The organism is Saccharibacillus brassicae (genome assembly GCF_006542275.1).
GTDB lineage: Bacteria > Bacillota > Bacilli > Paenibacillales > Paenibacillaceae > Saccharibacillus > Saccharibacillus brassicae.
Window position 1 is genome coordinate 3,681,948 of sequence record NZ_CP041217.1, and the last position, 23,701, is coordinate 3,705,648.

Consider the following 23,701-nt stretch of genomic DNA (forward strand, 5'->3'; position numbering starts at 1 on the left):
TAACCGGCTTGCGGGTTGATCCGTGCCGGATCTCTGTCTTCCCTATTATACCATGAGGAGCGCGGGGGAATCTTTTGTTTGCGAACTATGCTATAATAAGTCCGAATTTGAATTGTAAGCGTTATCAGTCAGCAGGCGAGCTTGTGCGCCTGCCGCCAAAACGTATTCTCAGGAGGTAGACGATGGCCCTTGGAACGAGCATGATCATACGGCTGCAAATGGACAAAAAACAGGTGACGTTCGGCGAAGTGGCGGGCGCGATCGGCGACGGAGGCGGAGACGTGGTCGCGATCGACGTCATCCATGCCAGTCCCGAGCATACGATCCGGGATCTCACGGTCAACCTGCCGGAAAAAATGCGCGACGCCGTGCTTCAGGCGGTCGAAGCGCTGCCGGGCGTCAAAGTCGTCAACGTATCGGACCGGACATTCCTCGCGCATCTAGGCGGCAAGATCGAGATCATGGCCAAATCGCCGGTCAAAAACCGCGAAGACCTGTCTCACGTCTACACCCCCGGCGTCGCAAAAGTCTGCATGGCGATCCACGAAGATCCGCAAAAAGCGTTCACGCTGACGATCAAGCGCAACACGATCGCGGTCGTATCGGACGGCACGGCGGTGCTCGGCCTGGGCGATATCGGACCCCGGGCGGCCATGCCCGTCATGGAAGGCAAAGCGATGCTGTTCAAGCAGTTCGCCGGCGTGGATGCTTTCCCGATCTGCCTCGATACCAAAGACACCGAAGAGATCATCCGGACCGTCAAGCTGATCGCTCCGGCTTTTGGAGGCATCAATCTTGAAGACATCGGTTCGCCGCGCTGCTTCGAAATCGAGCGCCGCCTGACCGAAGAATTGGACATTCCGGTCTTTCATGACGATCAGCACGGAACGGCGGTCGTCGTATTGGCCGGCCTGCTGAATGCGCTGAGCATCGTCGGCAAAAAGCTCGAAGACGCCAAGATCGTCGTGCTCGGCATCGGAGCCGCCGGTTCGGCGTGCGTCAAAATGCTGCTGTCGGCGGGCGCGCGCAATCTGATCGCCGTCGACCGCTGCGGCGCGCTGCACAAAGCGGAAAAATACGACAACGAGACGTGGGACTGGATCGCGGACAACTGCAATCCGAACGGAGAGACCGGGCAGCTGGAACACGTCATCGCCGGCGCGGACGTATTTATCGGCGTATCGCGTCCCAACCTGCTGACGCTGGACCATATCAAGTCGATGGCGCCCGATCCGATCGTATTCGCCATGGCGAATCCCGATCCGGAGATCGATCCGGAACTTGCGGAAGAACATGTACGCGTCATGGCGACGGGCCGCAGCGACTTCCCGAACCAGATCAACAACGTGCTCTGCTTCCCCGGCATGTTCCGCGGCGCGCTGGACTGCCGCGCGAGCGTCATCAACGAAGAGATGAAAGTCGCCGCCGCGCAGGCGATCGCATCGGTCGTCGAAGACGACGAGCTGAACGAGCAGTATATCATCCCGAGCGTGTTCAACGACAAAGTCGTCGACCGTATCCGCGACGCCGTCGTCAAAGCCGCGCTGCGCACCGGCGTGGCACGCCGCACGCCGCCGGAGTTCCGCTAGGCGGAGAAGGCCGGCTGCTGTGAGCAGGCTGCGCGTGGAGTAAGCGGATGATCGGGCGGGTGTAAGTTGGGCCGCTCGGAGTGAGCGGAGGGCAGGGCGAGTGCAAGTGGGGCCGCTCGGAGTGAGCGGAGGGCAGGGCGAGTGCAAGTGGGCCGCTCGGAGTGAGTGGAGGGCCGGGTGGCCGCAAGCAGTCCGCGTGGAGTGAGCGTAGACTGTGTGGACAAGCGAAGATCGGAGCAGCCGTAAGGCAGCCAAAAGGAGAGGCGAGCCGCCTCTCTTTTTTGTTTTGGGTTGGTTTTTTAACGGGTTGCATGTGCGGTAGAGAACTTTTTTGGGCGTGATCTGGGGCTTAACGGATCGTATGTCCGTTAGGCGGCCCAAACGGGGCTGGGAAGCTCGAATAATCGCTTTTTTCGCGTCTAAGCGTCGCCTCGATCCGTTAAAAGCGGAAACTGTCGATTCCGGGCGCTAAGCTTCATGTCGATCCTTTAGCGCGGAGTAAGCGTCGGGAGCGATGCCAATCCAGCTAAACCATCGAACAGCGCCGAACCATGCCTGGGTCGCAAGCGTCAGCCGCTATGGTGCCTACCCGATAAGGCAGGCCAAACAAGCTGAGTGATCTAAGCGGTTCGCTCGAAGACGTCCGCGGCTGAGGCCGGGATCAAGGCGGCGTGATCCGGCGAGACCGGAACGGGGCCGCGCGTGACTTGCCGGCGAAGCCTGCGTTATCATGGATTCATCCATTCGGAAGGAGGACGCGAAGATGCTGCTTGAAATTATTGCCTGTACGCCGGAGGAAGCCGCGGCCGCCGAAGCGGGCGGCGCGGACCGGATCGAATGGATCGCCGATCCGGGGGTCGGCGGCGTGACGCCGGACCTTTCGCGCGCAGCGGAGATGCGCCGCGCCGTGAAAGTGCCGATCCGCGTCATGGTCCGGCCGCGGGGAGGCGGGTTCGTCTACTCGGAAGACGAACGGGAGCAGATGCGGCGGGATATTCGCCGCATCCTCGCCGCAGGCGGACTTGACGTCGTGACCGGCGTATTGACGCCGCAGGGGACGGTCGACGAGTCCGCGCTGGCGGGACTGCTGAACGCGGGGCCGGGCCTCGCGTTCACGTTTCACCGCGCGTTCGACGAGGCCGTCGATCTCCGCCGCGCGCTGGACACGCTGTCCGTCTACCCGCAGGTGACGGACGTGCTGACCTCGGGCGGAGCGCCGGGCGCGCCCGAGGGGGCCGCGGTGCTGGCGGAGCTGCTGCGCCGCTCCGCGGGGCGGCCGCCGCGCATTCTCGCCGGCGCGGGCCTGACGGCGGACAATCTGCGTCCGTTCCTGGACGCGACGGGCGCGGACCGGATCCATATCGGGTCCGCGGCCCGCTTCGGCGGCGATCCGTCGGCGCCGATCGATCCCGAGCGGGTGCGGACAATCCGCCGGATCCTGGAAGCTTCGGCGGGGCAGGTGTAGCCGCGTGTCCGCCGCGTATGCCAACGGGAGTATCGGCGGAGAATAAGCAGGGATTGACAGGACAGGAGGCTCCCGTGCCCAGCGCGGGAAGGCTCTTGTACGCAAAGGGAATCGCAAGCACCCGGAAGATAGCCAAAGCCCGCAAAAGACCCAAGGAGGAATTCATCATGCTGATCCGCCCGCCCAAAGAAAACCGCTTCTACGAAAAGTCGACGGATTATCTGCCCGATCTCGGAGTGACCAAAATCACCATTCTCGTCGACCGCGAGACCGGTGTCAATTACGTCTACACCTGGAGCGTGCCCAACTCAAGCGGAGGCCTGACTCCACTGCTGGATGCAAACGGGAATGTCGTCGTCGACGAAATCTGAGTGAAGCCTAATCGTCCAATCCCGGGAACGATTTGCGAAGAACCAAGCCGAACTCGGGAGAGCCGCACAGCGCCGAACAGGGGGCGATGCGGCTTTTTTTAGGGCGAAAACCGCAAACCGTACGTTCCTGCGGGTTCTGTGGAATTAGATGCAGAAGAGCAGTTAACAGCCTGTTTTGAGCTCTTTTCGGAGGAATAAGTGCGCCTGGACACTTATTTGCCCGATTTCAATGTAAAAAGCAGGATTTTCGGCAAAATAGCTGCCCTCACGCATTTATTTGGAAGTCTCGTCTGAGCGCGGGATAAATAATTGTCCGTGTGCATGTAATTCGTACCCAATGCCCGCTATCCGCGCCAAATCTTCTGTTCCAAGCTCTCCGCCGCGCCGATTGTTTCCTCTTTTCCCCAAAAAAACGCTTGCATCCCTTTCCCAATCTCTGCTATATTAGTGACCTTCTCTTTTTTTCACCTTGTCTGAAGTGGACGTTCACCGTCAACCCAAAGCTTATCGGAGGTGTAAGATGATTTCTTTCAGGGCAAGTTCGTTTACAGGCAATATCCGGCTTTACCGGGTGCTGGCCGCCAAAGCCTACGCCCGCAATATCCAGTACCGGGGCTCGCATCTGCTGCATAATTTCGCGAGCGCGATCTTCGGCTATCTGTACGCCTGCATCTGGATCGGGCTCGGCCGCGACCATTCGCTCGGCGAATACGGCATGCTTGGCATGATGCACTACATCACGTTTACCCAGGCTTCGCTGTGGGTCTCGAGCTTCACGACGAACGGCCTCGGCATTCCGCAGTCGGTGCGCACGGGGCAGATCGCGCTCGACCTGATGCGTCCGGTCCATCTGTTCACGCATCTCGCCGCCAAGGAAGCGGGGCAGATCGCGTATCAGTTTCTGTACAAATCGATCCCTGTCTACCTCATCATGCTGCTGGCGCTTGGCCTGACTCCGGCGGAGAACGGGAGGACGCTGCCGGTCGCGCTGCTTGCGCTTGCGGGAGCGGCGTATGTGTCGCTTTGTCTGAATTATCTGATCGGGATCAGCTCGCTGTGGACGACGGAATCCTCCTGGCTCTACTGGGGCAATCAGGCGATGATGAATCTGCTGGCCGGTTTTTTTATTCCGCTGCAATGGCTGCCGCTCTGGCTGCAGCATATCGCGTGGGCGTCTCCGTATCCGTTTATGCTCTATGCTCCGACACAGCTGTACCTGGGCAAAGGGGAACCGGTCCTGTTGCTCGGCACGCTGGCCTGGTGCGCGGTGCTGACTTTGCTGTGTCTGCTCGCTACGCGTCTGCTGCGGCATAAGGTGGAGGTGCAGGGAGGATGACGAAGATTGCGAACGATCGGACAAGTCGACTACGCGCGGTCCGAAGTTACATAAAGCTGTATCGGCTGCTGATCCGTACCAGTATCCGTAGCCGGATGCAGTACCGGTTCAATTTTGCGCTGGAAACGATCCTGGCGGCGCTGATCCAGCTGTCCGAATTCCTCATGGTGGCGATCGTGCTGGCGAAGTTCGGTTCGGTCCAGGGCTGGAGCGTACACGAAGTCGGGTATTTGTTTGCCGTGATGACTTTTTCCAAAACGATTTATCGCACTTTCGGGGACGAGGTGCATCATCTGGAGCGCTATCTGGTCGAAGGCGAGTTGGATCAGCTGCTGACCAAGCCCCTGCCCGTGCTGCTGACGCTGATGCCCCGCAGTTTCCGGGTGATGTTCGGGGAAGTGATCCAGGGCGGAGCGATTATGATCTGGGCGCTGGGCACGATGCTGGGCAGCGGCCAGGTGACGTGGTGGGCGATTCCGCAGACGGTTTTTGCCGTGTTGACCGGAGCGGTGGTGCTGTTCGCGATCGGCCTGGCCACGGCGACATTCGGGTTCTGGACGACGCGGATCTCGATGCTGCAAAATATGACCGAAGACGCGGCGCAGACGGCGGCCCGTTATCCGCTCACGCTGTATCCGGACTGGATGGGCGGCCTGCTGCTGACGGCGATTCCGGTCGGGCTCGTCAATTATCTGCCGGCGCTGTACATTCTGCGGGGCGAGCTCGGAATCTGGGTATTTCTGCTGCTGGCCGCTGCCGCTTGTCTGGTGCTGCTGATTGCCCTGAGATTCTGGATGTTCGGGATCAGTAGGTATCAGAGTACGGGAAGCTGAAAAAAAGCGGTGTGGTCATCGAAACGATTCGTAAAAGGAGCGGGACGGAGTATGCAAAATTCATCCAGTCATTCGGATGCGGCGATCGAAGCGTTCGGACTATGCAAAAGTTTCAAAACGCCGGTCGTGGCGCAGGGGCGCTTTGCCGGCGTACGCTCGCTTTTTGCCAGGGAGTACCGGATCAAAGAAGCGGTGAAAGATATCGGCTTTACGGTGGAAAAAGGAGAATTCGTCGGTTATATCGGCCCCAACGGGGCCGGCAAGTCGACGACCATCAAGATGCTGGCCGGTATTCTGCATCCGTCTGCGGGACAAGTCAAACTGGCGGGTATCGATCCCCATGCCGAACGGGCGCGCTGCGCATCGGGAATCGGCGTCGTATTCGGTCAGCGAAGCCAGTTGTGGTGGGATCTGCCGGTCAAGGATTCGTACGATATTCTCGCCCGGATGTACGGAGTGAGCGACGCGGATAAGGACAGGCGGCTGGATCAGTTTGCGAAGCTGCTGGATTTGAACGAGTTCTGGGATACGCCGGTGCGCAAGCTGTCGCTCGGACAGCGAATGCGGGCAGATATCGCGGCGGCAATGCTGCATGATCCGGAGCTGCTGTTTCTGGACGAACCGACGATCGGGCTGGATGTGAACGCGAAGCGGAATATCCGGGGATTTTTGAAAACGCTGAATGAAGAATTCGGCAAAACGATCCTGCTCACCACGCACGATATGGACGATATCGAGCAGCTGTGCCGCCGGGTGATGGTGATCGGGGGAGGACGCCTGACCTATGACGGAACGGTGGAAGGCCTGCGGCGGGAGATCGGACTGCCGACAGAGATCAAAGTGACGTATCGGGACGGCTGCACCGTTCCCGGAGAGCGGCAGGGAGCGGCGCAATCCGCGGCTCTCGGGACCGTCGGCGGGACGCTGCTGCCGCTGCGCATCGTAGCGCGCGGCGAGCGCACGCTGACGGTCGAGGTGAACCGGCAGGAGACGCGGACCATGGATGTGCTGCGCGAGCTGGGAAGCTGGGGAGAGATCGACGATGTAGAGATGAGGGAGCCGGAATTCGAAGAGGTCATTCGGCGCATATACGGGTAATAAGCCGGGGAAGCAAGCGGGCAGGGGCAGCGGCGTTTGGCTCGGCTTCTGCCGCTGCCGAGCTTTCTTCGTACCTATTCGACCGAAGCGGAGGAGTCAAACCTATGATGCAGCAGGGGAAACAAACGGATCATCGGCATTTGGGCCGGATTGCGGCGGGCGGCGTCGCGTTCATGCTGGCCGCCCTGATCTATGTGGGGACGGAAGCGGTATCGGCTGCCGCCTGGCACAATCCGCCGTACGACTACGCCTACAATTACATCAGCGATCTAGGCGTTGCCCGGTCGCTGACCGTCGACGGCCGCGAGATTCTGTCGCCGCTTGCGGCCGTTATGAACTTCGGGTTTCAGGCGCACGGCCTGTTGTTCGTGCTCGGGTATGTGCTCGCGCTGCGGCTGCTCCGGGGCAAATGGGGCAGATTCGCCTGCGCGGCGGCCGTCGTCCACGGCATTGGCAACTTTATGGTCGGTTATTTTCCGGGCGAATCGTATGACGGCGTGAGCCCGCACGTCGTCGGAGCCGGCCTGGCGATCGTCGTCGGCAATCTGGCGCTGATCTTGGCCGGCTTGTCGCTTCGGCGCCGAAGTGCGGCCGAGACCGACGGACGGGGCCGAGCCGCAGAGGGCCGCCTGCTGCGGTTCGCTCCCCGGCTGAGCGTGCTCGGTATTGCGCTCGGCAGCTTGGGGCTGGCCGCGTTGGCGCTGATGGTCACCCGGGTATTCGGCCACCCCGCCGTGTTCGAACGTCTCTCCGTCTATACGATGACGGCCTGGGATTTGAGCTTCGGATTTTGCTTGTTGGCCGCCTGCGTGACGGAGTCTCGGCGAGCGACGGGTGGGCAGAAGTAAAACAGGGAGACCGTTCAGCTTGAACGGCACAGTCTAAATGATTTCAAAACAGCCTCTACCCACCAAAACCAAAACCAAAACCAAAACCAAAACCAAAACCAAAACCAAAACCCCGTAAATTTTGGCGTAATCGCCAAGTTCACGGGGCTTTTTTTGTATCCTTCATCATGTCGATTCGTTCTTCATTCCGGAGCATCCAACCCTATTCGCCTGTGTATGGGATGATTCTTGTTGGGCACGCGACCTTAATTTCATCCGCTCGTCCGCTCGTCCGCTCCTCTGCTGCGCTTGCAGTCCGCCTGATCCGCCTTATCGGCCTTACCAGCCGTATCCGCGTTGGCCTTTTCAGCCTTATCGGCCTTGGCCGTATCCGCCTTCAGCCTTATCGACCTCATCTGCCTTGGCCTTGTCCGCCTTATCTGCTTTTGCCTCGTCCGCTCCTCTGCTGCGCTTGCAGTCCGCCTGATCCGCCTGATCCGCCTTACCAGCCGTATCCGCGTTGGCCTTTTCAGCCTTACCGGCCTTGTCAGCCTTCAGCCTTACCGACCCTTACCCGCCTTACCCGTCGTGCGACAGCAGCGTATCCAGCGCCCGGCTGTATTTTTCCAGGCGCTTGCGGTCTTTCTCGGACGGCTTTTTGATGCGGGTTAGGTCCATATTGTCCTGCAGGTCGAGAATCTTCACCCGCGAGGCCAGCCGGTTCTCCTTGATGCGCAGAATGAACTCGTGATAGGTCTCGTCTTCCCGGCGCGACAGGCGATCGACGGCTTCGACGATCTCTTCGGCGAAGCCTTCGCCGCGCAGATCGTCAAGCGTCAGGTCGCTGTCTTCGATCGTGTCGTGCAGCACGGCGACGATCTGTTCTTGTTCGGTGAGCGCTTTGAGCATCAGCCGCAGCGGATGGAAGACGTAAGGGCTGCCGCCTTTGTCCCTCTGGCCTTCGTGGCAGCGGGCGGCGATCGAAATGGCTTTGGTCAATGTGGACATGTGAACCTCCCCGGAAATCGTTGATTTGGGCGCCCGGCGCCGCTTCAAAAAAACCGCCTTCCCGAAGGAAGACGGCGGTTCAACTTTCTGTGTATGCCCGGCTTCCGATCGGTTCGGACCGGATCAGAAGTTGAAGTTGTCCGGGTCCGGGCCAGTGCGTTCGTTTTTGTTTAGCGCTTCGAGCGCGGTTACGTCTTCCGGCGTCAGCGTGAAATCGAACAGGTCGGCATTTTCGACGATGCGGCTTTCCTTGACGGAGCGGGTCAGCACGACCACGCCTTTGTCGAGCACCCAGCGGAGCAGAATCTGCGCCGGGGATTTGCCGTATTTGTCGCCGAGGCCCTTAACGACTTCGTTATCGAACAGCAGGCCGCGCGCGAGCGGGGACCAGGCTTCGACCTGAATGCCTTTTTGCGCGCAGTAGTTCAGCAGTTCGTTCTGGGTCAGCAGCGGGTGGAATTCCACCTGATTAACCGCAGGCACGACTTCCGCGTCCGCGAGCAGATCGTCGAGATGATGCGGCTGGAAGTTGCTGACGCCGATCGAACGGATGCGTCCGTCTTTGTACAGCTTTTCCATCGCGCGCCAGGTGTCTTTGTATTTGCCTTTGACCGGCCAGTGGATCAGGTACAAGTCGAGCACGTCGAGCCCGAGCTTCTCCATCGTGGCGTCGAAAGCGGCCAGCGTCTCGTCGTAGCCCTGATCGCCGTTCCACACTTTGGACGTGATGAACAGATCGTCGCGGTTGGCGCCGGATTCCCGGATCGCTTCGCCTACGCTTTTCTCGTTCTTGTATGCCGCTGCCGTATCGATCCCGATATAACCGGCTTTAATCGCCGCTTTGACGGAATTTTTGGCTTCGTCGCCGTCTTCAACCTGCCATACGCCCAGACCGAACCAGGGCATTTCCACGCCGTTGTTCAGCTTTACTTTCGCGGTTAAACTCGTCGTCATTCCAAACTCCTCCTCGTCGTCGACGGATCGGACCTGCGCCGCATGCAGCGGCATAAGCCATCCGGTTGCGTAAAATGGTTGTGTGAAAAGGTTGCGTAAAATCAAGAAACGTTTTGTGCCTCGCACGATGCGTGATGTTCCCGCGTGCGGCTCCATCTATAAAATACCCTTTGCGTACGCCTCTAACCCGAATTTCGGCAAAAGAGACGCAAAAAAGCCGAAACCGTCCGCCGGTCGGAGCAGGTCTCGGCAGGGCGGAATCGGCGCAGCCGATAGTCAGGGGCCGACTTCTTCCGCCGGTTTGCGGTACGGTACGCGCAGCAGCACGAACAGTCCGATCACGGCCATGACGACGAGCGACAGCAGCGCCGCCCGGCTCGCAAGCGTCCCGTACCCGGACAGCGCCCACGTCACGGAACCGTACACAAGCGGACCGAGCACGGAAGACAGCTTGCCGGAAAAAGCGAACAGTCCGAAAAACTGCCCTCTTTTGTCCGGGGGAGACAGTTCGACGATCATCGTGCGCGACGTCACCCAGAGCGAGCCCATCGCGACGCCGTACAGGCAGGCCGCGGCCCAGAAGACGGCGTCGGAGAACGCGGCGGCGGCCAGGATCAGCGCGGCGATCAGCACGAGCGCTACGAGGCCCGACGCCGTTTTGCCGCCCAGCCGGCGCGTAATATGGCCGAAAGCGAACGAGCCGATGATCGCCCAGACGGTCGCCACGAGGTAGAGCAGGATGAACTGCCCGGCGCTGAAGCCCATGACGGCCGTAGCGTAGATGCTCATCATGGCGATTGCGGTGGCGACGGCGTCATTGAAAAAGAAATAGGCGATCATAAACGTGAACACGGCCCGGTGCTGCCTCGCTTCCTTGAACGTCTCGTAGATGTCCCGGTATCCGCTGAAAAAAGACTTGTTCGCCGCATTTGCCGCATTCGCCGCGTTCAACGCGGGAGCGGGCGCTTTTTCCTTGTACAGCGTCATGATCGGCAGCGAGAACAGCAGGAACAGCGCGGCGGTCAGGACGAACGCGAGCGGGTAATCGCCGCTGCCCACGATCAGGTAGACGACGAGGCCCATCAGCGTGCCGACATAGCCGACCGCTACGCCGAAGCCGGAGATAAGCGGCACCTGCGAACCGGTCGCGAGATCGGGCAGCATATTGTCGTAGAACAGCTGGCTGGAATTGTAGAAAAACTTGGCCGCGGTAAAAAAGAGCAGCACCGCCACGATCGACAGCGGCAGGCCGAGCAGCGACGACGGGCTGTCGGTGTATGCGGCGAAGCCCATCAGGAACGTGCAGGCGATCGCGGCGAGCGCGAACGGGACGAGCAGCGCTTTTTTGCGGCCGGTCCGGTCCATCCAGACGCCAAGCAGCGGGGTGAAGATGACGAGCAGCAGCCCGGCGGCCGCGTTGGCATAGCTGATAAACGTGCTGGCGATCTGGTCCATGCGCGCGTCCCCGCCGAGCACCTGCTGCAAATACAGCGGGAAAAAGATCGTGACGATGTTCGAAGAGAAGATGGTGTTCGCGAAATCGTACAGCGCCCAGGACAGAACCGGAAGCGACAGGAACAACCCGGCGTTCCCGCGTTTGCGGCGGGGCGGCTTGGAAGCGGCGAGCTGAGACATGGCAATCCCCTTTTCCGTAAATGGTCGAAAGTCTAAGCGGATCATACCATTATCGGATGCCGATCGCAGAGAGGAACAGGCAATATTTACGATGGGAAAATAATTTTGACGCCGGGTTTACGAAATAGGGAACGCCGCGGCTTCGAAACGACGTCGGCGCAAGAAAGCAGGCCGCGTACGTTCGACAAAAGAGGCCCGGGGAGAGTAGGATACATAGAAGGAAGTCGAAAAGAACCGGAAGAGTCGAAAGGAGAGAACGATTTGTACGCAATGGGAGGATACGATTCTAGAGGAAGAGGAGGGCGCGGCGGCAGGGTCCGCACATTCGGTACGCTGATGCTGCTGGCGGCGAATCTCGTGTCGCTGCTGCTCGGCATTTGGTACGTCCTGACCGACCAGCCGGCGGGCTGGTGGAATCTGTACGGGGTGCTGCTGCTGCTGACGCTGCTCGGCAATCTGCATCTGGCGATGGGCCGGGGAGTCAATCGCCGCTGGGAATACGGGTATCTGGTGCTGCACGGGCTGGGCCTGACGGCGGTGCCGATCCTCAATACGATGGCGTCGTCTTCGCTGTCGGATCACGATTCGCGCAATCTGGCGACGGCGATCATCCTGCTTGCGCTGCTTGCGTTCGGCGCGGTCATCGCCTGGCTGCGTATGCAGTCCGGCACGGAGGACAAGGAAGACGCGCGCGGAAGCGGCGGCTACTCGGCATACGGCCAAAAAGGCGGCAGCGTTCTCGGCCGTATCGGCAAAGGGCTGCTGACGGTCTGGCTTCTGCTTAATCTGGCGGTGGGCTTGTACCTATGCGCCGTCCTGGTGGCGGGCATCGATCCGGGCCTGCTGGAAGTCATCGTGCCGGAATACGCGCTATTCTTCGGCCTGATCTTTCTCGGGGCGGCCGCGCTGCTGGTCAAGATGTACGGCCTCAAAAAAGGATTCTGGCGCTCGACGTTCCGCGGTGCCGTGCGGCTGGTCGGCCTGCTGATCCTGATCGGCTGCGCGCTGCCGCTCGCTTCCGCGCCGAAGATCGTGAACGAAGCGCAGGACGCGTATACGAAAGCGTTCGGCGAAGATCCGATGAGCGTGGCAGATCCCGCGTTGATGCGCAGCGCTTTTCTGCTGCCGGATTACTTCTACGGCGCCAAGACGGGCGATTACCGGGTGAAGACCGATATCGTCTACTATGAAGGAACCGAAGGCAAAGACGCCGGCAAGAAGCTGGCGTTCGACGTGTACATGCCGCCGGCCGGCGCGCAGAACCTGCCGGGGCAGAACTCCGTGCTCATCCGCGTGCACGGCGGCGGCTGGACGATCGGGGACAAGGGCGCGGGCAACTACGCCCAGATGAACAAATATTTCGCCGCTCAGGGCTACGTCGTGTTCGACGTGCAGTACGGCCTGAGCAACAAGGAGAAATTCGTGAAATCGGCCGTCGTGCCGGAGCAGGTCGTCGGCGATTTCGATATCGGCGACATGGTGCGGCATATCGGGCTGTTCACGACGTACATGGTCGAACACGCGGACGAGTACGGCGCGAATACGCAGTCCGTCTTCTTCTCCGGCGGTTCGGCGGGCGGACAGCTCGCGGCCGCGGCGGGACTTGCGCCGGCCAACCCGGAATTCAAAGGGCTGTTCGATCCCGGCATGACGGTCAAAGGGATCATTCCGTTCTATCCGGCCAACGGATTGGCGAAAGACCTCGGCATCGGCGGAGCGGACGGCTTGTCCGATCCGTCGCTGCTCGTCACCGCCGACAGTCCGCCCGCCCTGATCTACCAGGGCGTCAACGACGGCGTCGTGGGCGTGCAGGTCGCCCGCGATTTCGTCCAGGCTTACCGCGAAGCGGGGAACGACGCCGTCGCGCTCGTCGAGATGCCGTTCGGCACCCACGGCAGCGATATGTACTTCCCGAGCTACTACAACGAACCGTTCACGTACCTGATGGAACGGTTCATGCGGCAGTACCGGTAAGCGGGGCGACCGGGCACCGGGGAATGCGCGCCTGGTCTTGGCGGACAGAGCCGGCCCGATCCGCAGGCGCGATCCGCCGCGCCGGGGCCGGTTTCGGCCTTGCGACACACAAAAAGCGTTCCGGGTACCCGGAACGCTTTTTGGTTCAGAAGCGGCCCGGCACGGAATGCGGCTTGGGCCCGGAGGCGGGTCCGGGCAGCCGAGCCGGAGCGCCGCCCGGCTGCGCGGGAGCGGCCGGAGCGCCGCCGCGCCGCGCGGGGCCCGGGGCTGCGCCGGAGCTTGCGCCGGCCGGGACGGCTTCGAACGGGTACGCGATATGCGTCGGCACGAGGAGGCCCAGCGTCTGAAGTTCGCCGAGGATGCAGGCGACGTGATAGCGGTAGATGACCGCCTGGGAATCGGCAGGCAAAGCGCCGTCGGCTTGTTGATTCGAGTCCTGCAGCAGGCTGCTGCCGATGCTCGCGATGCCTTCGGGATCGTGGTCGGTCAGCAGGCGGATCATGCGCATATGCGAATACGTGTTGCGGTAGACGTCGAGTTCCTGCTCGATGCGCGAGACGAGATCCTGGCTTTTGCTGCGGACCGGATCGAATTCTTCCTTGTACGTGTCGCATGCTTTTTGCAGGGCCGCCAGATCTTTTTTGAGCGGACTGATATGCACGCCTCCGCCCTGCCGCAGCAGCTGGTGGGCGAGCGAGGTCAGATGCCGGCGCACCGCCAGCCTCGACCGTTCCAGATTGCGGTCGTGCTTGGGCGGAATCAGGAAATAATTGACGAGAACGGCGACGCCGATCCCGAGCAGCGTATCGAGCACCCGATGCAGCGCGTACAGAAACGGCGGTTCCCCGACGCGCAGATTGAGCATGATCGCGAGAAACACGATGCAGGCGATCGAGACGGATTTGTTCCATTTCAGCAGATTGCAGACCGCGATGACGCAGACGATGCCGAATGCGGACAGATAAGCGTTATGCGGCTCGATAAAAGCGAACAAACCGCCGAAAGCGGCGCCGACGAGCGTGCCCATCGTGCGGTTTTTGCCGGCGGTGTAGGAACTTGCGATCGAACTTTCCATGGCGATGACGGTAGCGATAGCCGCGTAGAACGGATATTCCAGATCGAGCGCGAAAGAGATCAGAATACTGAGCAGTACGGCGACGGCCGTTTTGATATTCCGCATTCCGATAGAGAATCTCATGAGTGTTCAAGTCCTTTCGGATCGGATTTCAAATTTGAATAACGTATTTTCAAAGGAATGACCCTATGTGAAATATTATACGTACTTATGCGGTCCGGGGCAATCGTCGAAACGATGAAGAATTTGCGAAAAAAAGCGGCTCCGGTTAAGGTGAAAAGGAATACGCGATACGAGGAGGAGAAAAACGATGATCGAAGCTTTTATTTTCGACATGGACGGCGTCATTATCGACAGCGAGCCGCTGCACTTCGACGTGGACCGGCAGGTGCTGGAATATTACGGCCATTCGATTACGCAGGAGCAGCTCGAAGGATACGTCGGCATGACCAATCCGGAGTTCTGGAGCATCCTGCGCGGTGAATACGGCATGAGCCAGACGGTGGAAGAGATTATCGAATATCAGCTCGGCATCAAGCTCGGCGTGCTGCACGCCGCGCAAATGGAGCCGATTCCCGGTATTCGGGAGCTGCTCGCGGAACTTCGGCGAGGCGGCATTCCGCGCGCGATCGCGTCGTCGTCGCCCCGCGTCTTCATCGAAGCGGTGCTGGACAAGTTCGGGCTGCAGGGCGAATTCGATTTCGTCGTCAGCAGCGAAGAAGTGCCGCGCGGCAAGCCGTCGCCGGACGTGTACCTGCGCGCGGCCGAGCTGCTCGGCGCCGATCCGGCGCGCTGCGTCGTGCTCGAAGACGCCCGGCACGGCATCGCCGCCGCCAAAGCGGCCGGCATGGCCTGTATCGGATACGTCAATCCGAACTCCGGCAACCAGGACTTGACGCAGGCGGACCTGATCGTCGACGAGATCGGGCATATCCGGCTGGACGATCTGGCGCAGGTGGGCAAGAAGTCGTAGCAGATTGGACGGCAAAAAAGCGGCAGGAACGCGAAAGCGTCCTTGCCGCTTTTTTTGTTTTTTATCAGTAAGGGAAGTTCTGTACGGTCCGGAGTCCGAACCGAAGCTTCCGACGGCACCGGCACAGGAACTGGGAGACACCGGCAGCGGATCACGGACGTTTTAACACGATTTCGCGCATCCGTTCGGTCCCGTAAGCCCCGCTCGTCAGCGTATTGGCGTTGAGGCCGTACGTGATCCTCATGGAAGTGCCGTCCCGCAGATGGATACGCAGGAAGATATTATTCTCGGGCGGGTTGTTCTTGTAGATCTCGTCGAAGCCCACGTAGTTCAGGGACAGCATGTCGGCGATGAACGCTTCGGTATCCGCTGCGCTGAAATCCCACATATGGCTGCCGTCATTCCCGCTCTCCCGGCTGATTCGCAGCACTTTGCCTTCGATATCGTACAGGTCGCCGATCGTCCTGGCCTGTGGGTTGTCGTTGACTTCAAAGATTTGCCCGCCGGCTATGACGCGGAACGAAGAACGGTACCCGTGCATCTTATAAATCGGAGTTCCCGTCGGAACAAGAGTAGCGTCGCCGTTTCGCATCACGTAATCCTGGCAGGCATCGTCGGATAAGGTGTAACCGACTTCCGTTATTTTCTCGCCGATTAGCCCGGGCGGAATTTGTTCGGTCGTTCGGTTCTGGAAGTAGTAGCTATCGTTCAACATCAAGGCGCCCAGGTAGTCGAGGGTCCCTTTGCATTCATCCCGGCTGCTGTTGACGGTATTTTTGGAAATGGTCAGCTCCCGGGGCACCGCGTCCTGTCCGGAAGCGGGGTTTGCCGAAGTGGGCTGCGGAGGCTCGGGCTTCGCTTCGATCGAGCAGCCGGCCAGCAGCGCAAGCGGAAGCAGCCAGGCGAAGACTCGCGGCTTGACTCTTTGCGGTTGGCCGGCTGCGGAGCTGTCTGCGCCGGCTTTGCCTGTGTTGGATTCGAATGCTTCGGATTTGGAAGCTTCGGTTCGATTCTTTTTGGAGCGGACAAGTTCGTAAATACTGCGCATGTCATCACCTCTTCCTGTTCGGACGAGGCAACCCGGATAAAAGTTGTGCAGGGAGAAAATATTTTTATAAAAAAGAACTTTTTAGGAGATTTTCTCGCTGTCCGGTTCGTCGCCCTGCAGCAGGGTCAATCCGCGCAGCGCTTCGATCATGCCGTCGAGCTGCGTGACGCTGTCGGCTATCTGCCGCACGGAATCGCGCTGGCGGTAGACGCCGCTCGCGGCCAGTTCGACCGAAGCGGACGTCTGCTGGCTGATCGCCGAGAAGTCGGACACCTGGCCGGCGATGCCGCCGTTGAACTGCCGCAGGCTGTCGATATTCTCGCTGATCTCGGCCGATTTGGCCAGCACGTTCGCGGCATCCTGCGTAATGCGCCCGAACAGTTCGCCGGTCTCGAATGTCCGGCTCTCCAGCCCTTCGATCGTCGATTCGTTCAGGCGCACCGAGTCGGCCACGACGCCCGTCTGGCTGCGGATCTGCTCCAGCAGCCCCGCGATGTCCGCAGCGGACGTCTGCACGTTGCCGGACAGACTGCGGATCTCGCCGGCGACGACCGCGAAGCCGCGGCCCTGTTCGCCCGCCCGGGCCGCTTCGATGCTTGCGTTCAGCGACAGCAGGTTCGTCTGGTTGGCGATTTCGGTAATGGCGGTCAGGATCGCCTGCGCTTCTTCGGCATACCGGTTCAGCAGGCCGACCTGCGCCGCCGTCTCGCTCATGCTGCCGCGCATATGCGACATGTCGCCGCGCAGCTCGGCCGCTTTGAGGCTGCCCGCTTCGGTCAGACGTGTCGTGCTAAGCGACAATGCGTTCATCTCGCCCGTTTCGCGTCGGATACGCTCGATATTGTCGCCCGACTGGATCATCGCTTCGTTGATTTCCTGAATGTTCTCGGCCTGGATCTCGATGCCTTTGGAAATCTCCGAGAAGCTGCCGGCGGCTTCTTCCGCGAGCCGGCTCGTCTCGCCCGCGCCGGAAGCGACCGCTTCGCCGAACGTTTTAAGCTCGATCGAAGAACTTTCCACTTTGCCGAGCAGTTCTTCGATGACGTTTTTTTGCCGAACCGATTCGTCCAGCATATTGCGCCCGATGACGCACACCGCGTAGCTGCAGGCGCCGACCATGATCATGACGATGTATATCACGGCATAATCGAACGCGGAATAGGCCGGCACGTAAGGATTGAGCAGCAGTTGGATCGTCAGGGAGAGTACGCCGGCAATTGCCGCCAGCACGACGACGGGCTTCGACAGATACACGAGCGACAGCGTCACGTAGATGAACATCGCGACCCAGATCACGCCGCTCGGAATGAACAGGAACAGGATGTTGCCGACTACGAAACAGCCCAGAACGAGCGCGTATTTGCCCCATTCCCTGCCGGCGGTTCCCCGATAGAGGGCGTAGTAGCCGCCGATCAGCAGGACATTGATGCCGAGCACGGTCAGCGTGCTTGCGAGGGATACGAGTCCGGTCAGCCACAAAATCGCAAAAATCGGATACAGCGAAATCAACAGCGATTCCAGCGTATAGAAGATGAGGGTGGAAGAATGTCTTTCGAACTTGGTCGGCATATAGCGGGTTTCCCTTCTTTCTGGTTGAGATTGAATACGTGAAAATACGAAGGCGCCGAACTGTCAGCTAACTATGTTATCGTCCGCGGCGGCGGTTTGGTTCACTGCTTCTGTGCAAAACGCGAGACTTTTTTCGCGTTTTCTTTTGCGGCGAACGAGGTAATGACATACAGGAAAAGACTTGAAAATCGAGCTTCACGCCGAAGGAGGCAGAGACCGCCATGACGCAAAACGAACAAACGCCGCAGGAGCACACGCTGGACAACAGTCTGGCCCTGCTCAAAGACGGGTACGATTTTATTTTCAAACGGCGCCGGGAAATGGATACGGATATTTTCCAGACCCGGCTGCTCGGGCAAAAAGCGATCTGCATCGGGGGCAAGGAAGCGGCCGAGCTGTTCTACGATACGACGAAGTTCAAACGGTCCGGCGCGATCCCGAAACGCATCCAGAAATCGCTGTTCGGCGTAGACGCGATCCAGACGCTGGACGGCGACGCGCATCGCCACCGCAAGATGCTGTTCATGTCGCTCATGTCGCGCGAGCGGCTCGACGTGTTCATGCAGCTGCTGGCGGAAGAATGGGAAGCGGCGGCCGGCAGATGGGAACGCCTTGAAGAGCTGGAGCTGTTCGGCGAGTCGCAGGAGCTGCTCTACCGCGCGGCGTGCCGCTGGGCCGGCGTGCCGGTCGAAGAAGAGACCGCCCGGCAGCGTGCCGACGACATGGGCGATATGGTCGAAGCGTTCGGCGCGGTCGGTCCGCGGCATGCGGCGGGGCGCCGGGCGCGCAGACGGATCGAAGACTGGCTGGAAGGTTATATCCTCGACCTGCGCGCCGGCGAGTTCAAAGTGCCGGAAGATACGGCCGCGTATGCGATGGCGTTCCACCGCGATCTGCAGGACCGCGAACTGGACGCCCGGATGGCGGCGATCGAACTGATCAACATCGTGCGGCCGATCGTGGCGATCGGGCGCTACGTCGTGTTCGGCGCGATCGCGCTGCACGAGCACCCGGCCTACCGGGCGAAGCTGGCCGCGGACGAAAGCAAATACCGGCAGTGGTTCGTGCAGGAGACGCGCCGGTATTATCCGTTTACGCCGTTTCTCGGCGCGTCGGTCATCCACGATTTCACGTGGCAGGGCCACGAGTTCGAGGAAGGCACTATGGTGCTGCTCGACATCTACGGCACGACGCACGATCCCAAGCTGTGGGACGAACCCGACGCATTCAAGCCGGAGCGGTTCGAGCATTGGGGCGGCAGCCCGTTCGACCTGATCCCGCAGGGCGGAGGCGACCACCGCGGCGGCCACCGCTGCGCCGGCGAATGGCTGACGATCGACGCCATGGCGGTAAGTCTGGAGTATCTGGCGAACCGGCTGGAGTACGAAGTGCCGGCGCAGGATCTCGGCCTGAGCCTGTCCCGCATGCCGGCGCTGCCGGAGAGCCGGTTCGTCATGCGCAGCGTGCGGCGCAAGCAGGGAGCCGGTACGGTCTCCGGGGTGTGAGGATTGTCGGGGATTCCGGAGATTGCGGATAGAGTGTGGAAGTGGAATTAGAGGGTAAAAGTAAAGGTAGAAGGTTGAAGGTAAAAGGTAGAAGCAAATTTAGAGTTTAGAGTAATGAAGAAAAGCCAGATGGAGGCGCCTTTTCCGGGATAGCGGGGGAGGGCGCTTTTTGAAGTTTGATTGGGTAGTTGGAGGCTTGGGAGATTGAAGATTGAAGATTGAAGATTGAAGATTGAAGATTGAAGATTAAAGATGAGAGGTCGAAGGTCGAAGGTCGAAGGTCGAAGGTCGAAGGTCGAAGGTTGAAGGTTGAAGGTTGAAGGTTGAAGGTTGAAGGTTGAAGGTTGAAGGTTGAAGGTTGAAGGTTGAAGGTTGAAGGTTGAAGGTTGAAGGTTGAAGGTTGAAGGTTGAAGGTTGAAGGTTGAAGGTTGAAGGTTGAAGATGAGAGGTCGAAGGTCGAAGGTCGAAGGTCGAAGAGTTGGATGCAAATGCCGTGGAGGATGGGCGAGTTTGAAATGGAGGCTACGGGGGAAATGTTGATTAAAAGGCAGCATTTTGACCGAAAAAAGCGCTTAAAGGCCGAAATGTTGCCTAAAAAGCAACATTTTCCGCCTATTCGCCTCTACAACGGCCGATTTTGCTCAAAATGTTGATCAAAAGGCAACATTTCATGTAAAAAGAGCGATCGAGGGTCGAAATGTTGATCAAAAAGCAACATTTTCCTCAAACCCAACTTCCATCTTCCACAAAACACAAAACGCAAAACGCAAAACGCAAAAAAAGCTCCCGAAACCAACTCGGAAGCTTTTTTCCACATTCAAACCCTACTCACAACTGTCCGCACCCGAAACGGTACTCGCACGCAAGCCCGGGTCCACACCTGCGCCTGAATCCGTGCCCGAACCTGGGTCCGAACTCCCATCCGAACCTTACGTCAACATCCGCGGATCAGCCCTGCGCGCGGGACGAGCGCAGTTCGGCTATCGCCGTTTTCAACTGCTCCATCGCCTGTTCCACGATCACGCGCGAGCAGGCGACGTTCATGCGCATAAAGCCCGCGGCTTCGACGCCGAACATCGTGCCGTCGTTAAGGGCGAGGCCCGCTTCGTGCAGCAGGAACCGGTTCAGCTCCTCGGCGTTCAGTCCGAGGCCGCGGAAGTCGATCCACAGCAGATAGGTCGCTTCCGGCAGCTTGACCGACAGTTCCGGCAGATGCTCCCCAATCTGCGCCTGCACGTATTCCATGTTGGCGCGGACGTAGACCAGCAGTTCGTCGAGCCATTCGCCGCCGTGCGTGTAGGCCGCTTCGGTCGCTGTCGCGCCCAGCGTGCTGATCGAGCCGAGGCCGTGCATTTTGGCGACGGTGCGTTCAAAAGCGAGGCGCAGATTTTCGTTCGGGATCACGATGTTCGACACGCACAATCCCGCCAGGTTGAACGTTTTGCTCGGCGCGGTACAGACGATGCAGTTATCGCGCGCGGCTTCCGAGACCGAAGCGAACGGGATATGCGACTTCGGTTCGAAGATGAGGTCGGCGTGGATCTCGTCGGCGATGACGAGCACGCCGTGCTTCAGGCAGATCTCCGCCAGCCGGGTGAGGTCGGGGCGCGACCAGATTCGTCCGACCGGGTTGTGCGGACTGCACAGGATCAGCATCTTGACGCCGTCCGCCAGCTTGCGCTCCAGATCGTCGAAGTCCATCTCGTAATCGCCGTTTTCTTTGGCAATCAGCGGGTTGGTCACCAGTTCGCGGCCGTTCTCGCGCACGACGTTGTAGAACGGCGGATAGACCGGCGTCTGGATCGCGATTTTGTCGCCCGGCTGCGTAAACGTCTCAACGGCAAAAGCAAGCGCGGGCACGACGCCCGGCGTGAACGTGATCCATTCCGGGTCGATGTTCCAATCGTGCCGCTCGCGCATCCAGTTGACGACCGAATCGAAATAGCCCGGCGTGCGGAACGTATAGCCGAATACGCCGTGATCCACCCGTTTGTGCATGGCATCGAGCACTTCCTGCGGCGCGGCGAAGTCCATGTCGGCGACCCAGAGCGGCAGCGCGTCGGGCGCTCCGAATATTTTTTCGCGGGAATCCCACTTCTCGGAAGCGCTCTGCAGACGGTCGATCTGCGTGTGGAAGTCAAAGCGGCTTTTTAAAGTCATCTGAAAAATCCTCCTTGTGTCGGTAAATGATCATTCAACCATTATGCGTGACGATATCGCTTAAAGCAATGTGTCCGAATGCTGCGATGCAGAGAGGTTTGCTCGTATGTTGAGGTATGGGAAAAGAGAGCGCCGCCGACGACGCTGCCGTGCGGCAGCTCTCTCGGCGCGCTCAAGCGGACAGGCATCCATATCGAAGCGGCGTTCAATGCAAAAGCCCGCTGTTTATTATTGGAGCGACTTATCGCAGCAGCCCCTTTGCATATCGCCGGCGGGGCGGTTTTGGATCGGCCGAGCTGGGAGATCAAGCCGGGTAATCGCGCTGCTCAGCCCCGATTTTTTTGAAGGCGCGAGCTGCTGCAGCGTGGCAGTGGGAGAGAGCGTGCTTGGAAGCGTTTTGCATCGCGGGGCGTTTTTTTGTATGGTAGGTAGAGGAAAAAGGAGGAGATATCGATCATGCACAAGCCGACCACCAGCAAAGTACGCAAACGTATCCTGATTCTCGCCGCTGCGGCGCTGATTCTCTCGCCGTCGCTGAACCTGCCGGCCGCGAAAGCGCAAACGGCCGCCCCTTCGAACTCATCCGGGGCTTCCGCCGCCCCTTCGCCCGGCGAGACCGTTTCGCCTCAAGCGGCGCCGACCGGCGAAGCCGCCGTGCCGGCTTCGGGCGAAACGTCCGCTGCCGCGGCTCCGTCCGCTTCGACGCCGACCGCGGCGTCTGACGTCGAGCCTGCCGCCGTCGATCCGGCCGTGACGCCGGCCCAGCCGGCGCTCGTACCGTCGACCCGGCCGGTGACCCGGCCGACGACGCCGTCGACCGGAACGCCGTCGCCGACAACGCCGTCCACGCCGCCTTCGGGCACGCCGTCGCCGACAACGCCGACGACTCCGCCGGCCGGAACGCCGTCGACGGTCAAGCCGACGACTCCGCCAACCGGAACGCCGTCGACCGTCAAACCGACGACTCCGCCGGCCGGAACGCCGTCGACGGTCAAGCCAACGACTCCGCCAGCCGGAACGCCGTCGACCGTCAAACCGACGACCCCGGCCGTGCCTGCGGTGCCGGACCCGTTCTACGATATTCTCAAGGACCCGAACCGCGAAGCGATTCTGGCCCTGTACGAAGCCGAGATCGTCAAGCCGGCCAAAGACCGCAAGTTCCGCCCGCAAGCGGAAATCGGCCGGGCCGACTTTAGCGTTATTCTGGGCCGGGCGATGAACGCGAACGGCAGCATTTTCGACGTTTATTTCACGGACCCGATCCCCGATTGGGCGATCCGTTACGTCGGCGGCCTGACGGCGGCCGGCCTCTACGAAGGCTATCTGGACGGCGACGTTTTCGGACCGAAACAGCCGGTCACGCGCGCCGAAGCGGCGGCCATGGTCGCCCGCGCCGCGCATCTGGAATCGCAGCCGCTGCCCGAAGGTCTGGGCGGCGTCGGCAATATTCCGGTCTGGGCGCTCGACGACGTGGGCGCCGCCTATGCGGCCGGCCTGATCGTGCCGACCGAGACGGGCACGCTGAACCCGAACAAAAAGGTCACGCGCAGCGAGATGGCCGCCATGGTCGCGCCTCTGCTTGAAGCCGATGCGTTCACCGCGCCGGTCGAAGTCGAAGAAAACGACGACACGCGGCCGCCGACGATGCCTCCGCTCTAAGGCGAAGCAGGTGATTCTGCGGAGCGGCCTTCCTCGCGCATGCTTCACTCATGCAAAAGCGAGGGCCGCGTAAAGGGCTTCGATCGCGCCAGGATCGAAGCCCGACCCCGCGGCGGAAAAGTATTTCAAAAAGCCCGTCTCCTGGAGGAGACGGGCTCAGGCTGTCGAGAAAGTCCTATACGTATGAGAAGCTTGTCGACTGCGGGAGAAATTCGTTCCGGTCGCGTGTTGAAATCAGGAAAAAGGATCAAATTTTAATGGGATTTTCCTGGTTTCAAAGGCGAACGCTGGCGCTCCTACACTGAATTTCTCCCTCCGCTTCCTCACTTTGTTCAGAATCAGACTTTCTCGACACGTTGAGCCCGTCTCCTGGAGGAGACGGGCTTTTAGTGTTCCGTGCGCGAACCGTGCGTGATCCCTGCGCAAACCCTACGTGATCCGTGCGTATTTTCTGTACGAACCCTGCGCGAACCCTGCGTGTTCCCTACGTATTCCCTATGCGCAAAAAGCCGGATTTATCGCTCCTTTCGCATGGCATACCCGACGCACTACTGCACCTGCACTTCGCAACGTCGCGCAGCCTGCACCTAACACCTAACGTCTAACGCCTAACGTCTAACGT

General features: G+C 60.1%; 18 protein-coding genes. 11 read left to right on the forward strand and 7 right to left on the reverse strand.

Going from position 1 to position 23,701, the window contains the following annotated elements; translation table 11 throughout:
• Positions 1-182 precede the first annotated feature (182 nt).
• From FFV09_RS15280 to FFV09_RS15310, 7 genes are all read left to right on the forward strand, one after another.
• Positions 183-1,589 carry an NAD-dependent malic enzyme gene (locus tag FFV09_RS15280; RefSeq protein WP_141448629.1) on the forward strand — a complete coding sequence of 469 codons (1,407 nt, stop codon included), beginning with the start codon at positions 183-185 and terminating at the stop codon, positions 1,587-1,589.
• Between the two features lie 763 nt (positions 1,590-2,352).
• Entirely contained in the window at positions 2,353-3,054 is a 702-nt protein-coding gene (locus FFV09_RS15285; protein WP_141448630.1) for a copper homeostasis protein CutC, read from the forward strand.
• 167 nt (positions 3,055-3,221) lie between these two features.
• On the forward strand, positions 3,222-3,425 hold the full coding sequence (locus tag FFV09_RS15290; RefSeq protein WP_141448631.1) for a DUF6440 family protein: 204 nt from the start codon (positions 3,222-3,224) through the stop codon (positions 3,423-3,425).
• Between the two features lie 520 nt (positions 3,426-3,945).
• Positions 3,946-4,761 carry an ABC transporter permease gene (locus FFV09_RS15295; RefSeq protein ID WP_141448632.1) on the forward strand — a complete coding sequence of 272 codons (816 nt, stop codon included), beginning with the start codon at positions 3,946-3,948 and terminating at the stop codon, positions 4,759-4,761.
• The gene (locus FFV09_RS15300; protein WP_141448633.1) at positions 4,758-5,594 is read left to right on the forward strand and encodes an ABC transporter permease; all 837 of its coding nucleotides are present in this window, start codon (positions 4,758-4,760) and stop codon (positions 5,592-5,594) included. The genes FFV09_RS15295 and FFV09_RS15300 overlap by 4 nt, the downstream gene beginning before the upstream one ends.
• Positions 5,595-5,645: 51 nt before the next feature.
• Positions 5,646-6,692, forward strand: a complete 1,047-nt coding sequence (locus FFV09_RS15305; RefSeq protein ID WP_141448634.1) for an ABC transporter ATP-binding protein — start codon at positions 5,646-5,648, stop codon at positions 6,690-6,692.
• A 104-nt stretch (positions 6,693-6,796) separates the two neighbouring features.
• Positions 6,797-7,540, forward strand: a complete 744-nt coding sequence (locus tag FFV09_RS15310) for a DUF998 domain-containing protein (protein WP_141448635.1) — start codon at positions 6,797-6,799, stop codon at positions 7,538-7,540.
• Positions 7,541-8,098: 558 nt separating this feature from the next.
• Here the strand turns inward: FFV09_RS15310 and FFV09_RS15315 are convergent.
• The 3 genes from FFV09_RS15315 to FFV09_RS15325 form a co-directional block, all read right to left on the reverse strand.
• Positions 8,099-8,527 (reverse strand): bifunctional (p)ppGpp synthetase/guanosine-3',5'-bis(diphosphate) 3'-pyrophosphohydrolase, encoded by a 429-nt coding sequence (locus FFV09_RS15315; protein WP_141448636.1) that lies wholly within the window; start codon positions 8,525-8,527, stop codon positions 8,099-8,101.
• 123 nt (positions 8,528-8,650) lie between these two features.
• The gene (locus FFV09_RS15320) at positions 8,651-9,481 is read right to left on the reverse strand and encodes an aldo/keto reductase (RefSeq protein ID WP_141448637.1); all 831 of its coding nucleotides are present in this window, start codon (positions 9,479-9,481) and stop codon (positions 8,651-8,653) included.
• A gap of 276 nt (positions 9,482-9,757) precedes the next feature.
• Positions 9,758-11,116 carry an MFS transporter gene (locus FFV09_RS15325; protein WP_141448638.1) on the reverse strand — a complete coding sequence of 453 codons (1,359 nt, stop codon included), beginning with the start codon at positions 11,114-11,116 and terminating at the stop codon, positions 9,758-9,760.
• A gap of 270 nt (positions 11,117-11,386) precedes the next feature.
• On the opposite strand from FFV09_RS15325, the gene FFV09_RS15330 reads away from it, so the two are divergent.
• Entirely contained in the window at positions 11,387-13,090 is a 1,704-nt protein-coding gene (locus FFV09_RS15330; protein ID WP_246098576.1) for an alpha/beta hydrolase, read from the forward strand.
• A 145-nt stretch (positions 13,091-13,235) separates the two neighbouring features.
• Here FFV09_RS15330 and FFV09_RS15335 read toward each other — a convergent pair whose 3' ends face one another.
• Positions 13,236-14,270 (reverse strand): FUSC family protein, encoded by a 1,035-nt coding sequence (locus FFV09_RS15335; protein ID WP_246098353.1) that lies wholly within the window; start codon positions 14,268-14,270, stop codon positions 13,236-13,238.
• A gap of 205 nt (positions 14,271-14,475) precedes the next feature.
• On the opposite strand from FFV09_RS15335, the gene FFV09_RS15340 reads away from it, so the two are divergent.
• Positions 14,476-15,138 carry an HAD family hydrolase gene (locus FFV09_RS15340; RefSeq protein ID WP_141448641.1) on the forward strand — a complete coding sequence of 221 codons (663 nt, stop codon included), beginning with the start codon at positions 14,476-14,478 and terminating at the stop codon, positions 15,136-15,138.
• A 151-nt stretch (positions 15,139-15,289) separates the two neighbouring features.
• Here FFV09_RS15340 and FFV09_RS15345 read toward each other — a convergent pair whose 3' ends face one another.
• The gene (locus FFV09_RS15345) at positions 15,290-16,186 is read right to left on the reverse strand and encodes a hypothetical protein (RefSeq protein WP_141448642.1); all 897 of its coding nucleotides are present in this window, start codon (positions 16,184-16,186) and stop codon (positions 15,290-15,292) included.
• A gap of 81 nt (positions 16,187-16,267) precedes the next feature.
• On the reverse strand, positions 16,268-17,755 hold the full coding sequence (locus FFV09_RS15350) for a methyl-accepting chemotaxis protein (RefSeq protein WP_141448643.1): 1,488 nt from the start codon (positions 17,753-17,755) through the stop codon (positions 16,268-16,270).
• 221 nt (positions 17,756-17,976) lie between these two features.
• Here FFV09_RS15350 and cypC point away from each other — a divergent pair, with 221 nt between their 5' ends.
• Positions 17,977-19,260 (forward strand): CYP152 family fatty-acid peroxygenase CypC, encoded by a 1,284-nt coding sequence (gene cypC, locus FFV09_RS15355; protein WP_141448644.1) that lies wholly within the window; start codon positions 17,977-17,979, stop codon positions 19,258-19,260.
• Positions 19,261-20,208: 948 nt separating this feature from the next.
• On the opposite strand, the gene FFV09_RS15365 is transcribed toward cypC, so the two are convergent.
• Positions 20,209-21,420, reverse strand: coding sequence for a MalY/PatB family protein (locus FFV09_RS15365; RefSeq protein WP_141448645.1), 1,212 nt, complete (start codon positions 21,418-21,420; stop codon positions 20,209-20,211).
• Positions 21,421-21,876: 456 nt separating this feature from the next.
• On the opposite strand from FFV09_RS15365, the gene FFV09_RS15370 reads away from it, so the two are divergent.
• On the forward strand, positions 21,877-23,079 hold the full coding sequence (locus FFV09_RS15370; RefSeq protein WP_141448646.1) for an S-layer homology domain-containing protein: 1,203 nt from the start codon (positions 21,877-21,879) through the stop codon (positions 23,077-23,079).
• Positions 23,080-23,701: the final 622 nt, after the last annotated feature.